This is a genomic window from Synechococcus sp. R55.7 (assembly GCF_047461955.1).
Taxonomy (GTDB): Bacteria; Cyanobacteriota; Cyanobacteriia; order Thermostichales; family Thermostichaceae; genus Thermostichus.
Map to the genome: position 1 here is coordinate 1 of NZ_JANSIC010000322.1, position 1,769 is coordinate 1,769.

Here is a 1,769-nt window from a genome sequence, read left to right on the forward strand (position 1 = left end):
GCTCCTGGCAGAAACCCCAGCAAGTAGCCAAAGGCAGGCTGGTATAGGTACTGCCACCCTCCCCCTTGGGCAAACACCTGTAGCCCTGCCAGCCCCAACCCCAGGTAGACGATCTGGGCGCACACCGCCGCCACCGGCCCCGCCAAACAAGCCGTCAGCAACACGCCCCCAATTTGCAGCGAAAAGCTGTATCCCCCCAACCCAGGCAGCCCGGGCGGAAAACTCAAATGGGTTAGGGTGCCCAAAATGGTCAGGAGGACCCCAATCGCCGTCCAAAGCCATTCCAGAGGAGTTAAGAGCAAGCCAGACCGCATAAACCGAGAGGAAATTTTTCCCTATGCTAAGAAAGGGAAGGGGCAGATGGGGTGGGCAAAAGGTGGTCAAGGCAGAGTGGATTGAACTGGCCCAGGCCCTGGCCGATGCTGCCGGAGCGGTGATTCGCCCCCTGTTTCGCGGAGAACTGCAAGCCGAATACAAAGAGGCCCGCTCCCCAATTGTGACGGTGGCCGACCGGGAGGCAGAGCGGGCCATGCGGGCTTTGCTCATGGCCCAAGTGCCAGAACACAACATCCTTGGCGAAGAGTTTGGTTTTCACCAGACGGGATCCCTCTATACCTGGGTTCTGGATCCCTTGGATGGCACCATCGCCTTTTCCACCGGCAAGCCCACCTTTGCTACTCTGATTGCCCTCTTGGAAGAAGACCGCCCCATTTTGGGCATCATCGATCAGCCGGTGTTGCGCGAACGCTGGCTGGGGGTACGGGGACAGCCCACTCAATGGATAACCCCCTCCCACCGGCAAGCCGTCCGAGCCAAGGCCAATACCGACCTCAGCCGCGCCTACTTGAGCTGTACCACCCCTGATTTGTTCACCCAACCCGACCAACAACGGTGCTTCCAGGGGCTCAGCCAAGCAGTTCACATTACCTCCTATGGGGGCGATGGCTACCAGTACGGCCTGCTGGCCAGCGGCTGTGTGGATCTGGTGATGGAGTGTGGCCTTGCCCTCTACGATTTTGCTGCCCTTGTGCCGGTGATTGAGGGATCCGGTGGCGTGATTACCGATTGGCGAGGGGATCCCTTAACCCGCACCTCCACGGGAGAAGTGTTGGCGGCGGCCAACCCCAGCTTGCATCGACAGGCCCTGGCCGCGATTCAAAAAAGCGGGATCTACCCAGCGAAATAAGCAGGCTCATTGCCAGGTTTCCACTTGATGTTGCAGCCCAGGCTGGGCTTTTGGTCGGGATCGATGGGCTTGCCGGCCAGAAGGTTATCCAGCGCCGCCCGCAAATCTTTGCCCGTCACCGGCACATCGGTCAGGCTGGGACGGCTGTCGTCCAGTTGACCACGATAGACCAACTTGCGATCCGCGTCGAACAGGAAAAAGTCAGGGGTGCAGGCAGCGGTGAAGGCTTTGGCCACCTCTTGGCTTTCGTCGTAGCAGAAGGGGAAGGTAAAGCCCAAGGTCTCGGCCATCTTCTTCAAGTTCTCTGGGCTGTCATCCGGGTATTTCTCCACATCGTTGGCGCTGATGGCTACAATGCCGACGCCGCGATCCTTGTAATCTCTGCCAAGGCGGGCCAGCTCCTCTTGCACGTGCTTCACATAGGGACAGTGCTGGCAGATGAACATCACCAGCAGGGCCGGCTTGTCGGCAAAGGTGGAGAGGGAGATGGTTTGGCCGCTCACCACATCCGGCAGGCTGAAGTCAGGGGCTGGGGTGCCCAAAGGCAGCATGGTTGAGGGGGTACGGGCCATAACAAACCTCC

At 59.7% G+C, this 1,769-nt stretch carries 3 protein-coding genes; 1 reads left to right on the top strand and 2 read right to left on the bottom strand.

Annotation, left to right across the window (positions count from 1 at the left end; all coding sequences use genetic code 11):
* A partial coding sequence (locus NW820_RS12160; RefSeq protein WP_414407618.1) for a biotin transporter BioY occupies window positions 1–314 on the bottom strand: 314 nt, incomplete at its 3' end.
* A 23-nt stretch (window positions 315–337) separates the two neighbouring features.
* Here NW820_RS12160 and NW820_RS12165 point away from each other — a divergent pair.
* Complete coding sequence (locus tag NW820_RS12165; protein ID WP_414357511.1) at window positions 338–1,186, top strand: inositol monophosphatase family protein; 849 nt, start codon at window positions 338–340, stop codon at window positions 1,184–1,186.
* Here the strand turns inward: NW820_RS12165 and NW820_RS12170 are convergent.
* The gene (locus NW820_RS12170) at window positions 1,171–1,758 is read right to left on the bottom strand and encodes a thioredoxin family protein (protein WP_414407619.1); all 588 of its coding nucleotides are present in this window, start codon (window positions 1,756–1,758) and stop codon (window positions 1,171–1,173) included. The two genes, NW820_RS12165 and NW820_RS12170, sit on opposite strands and share 16 nt — an antisense overlap.
* Window positions 1,759–1,769 lie beyond the last annotated feature (11 nt).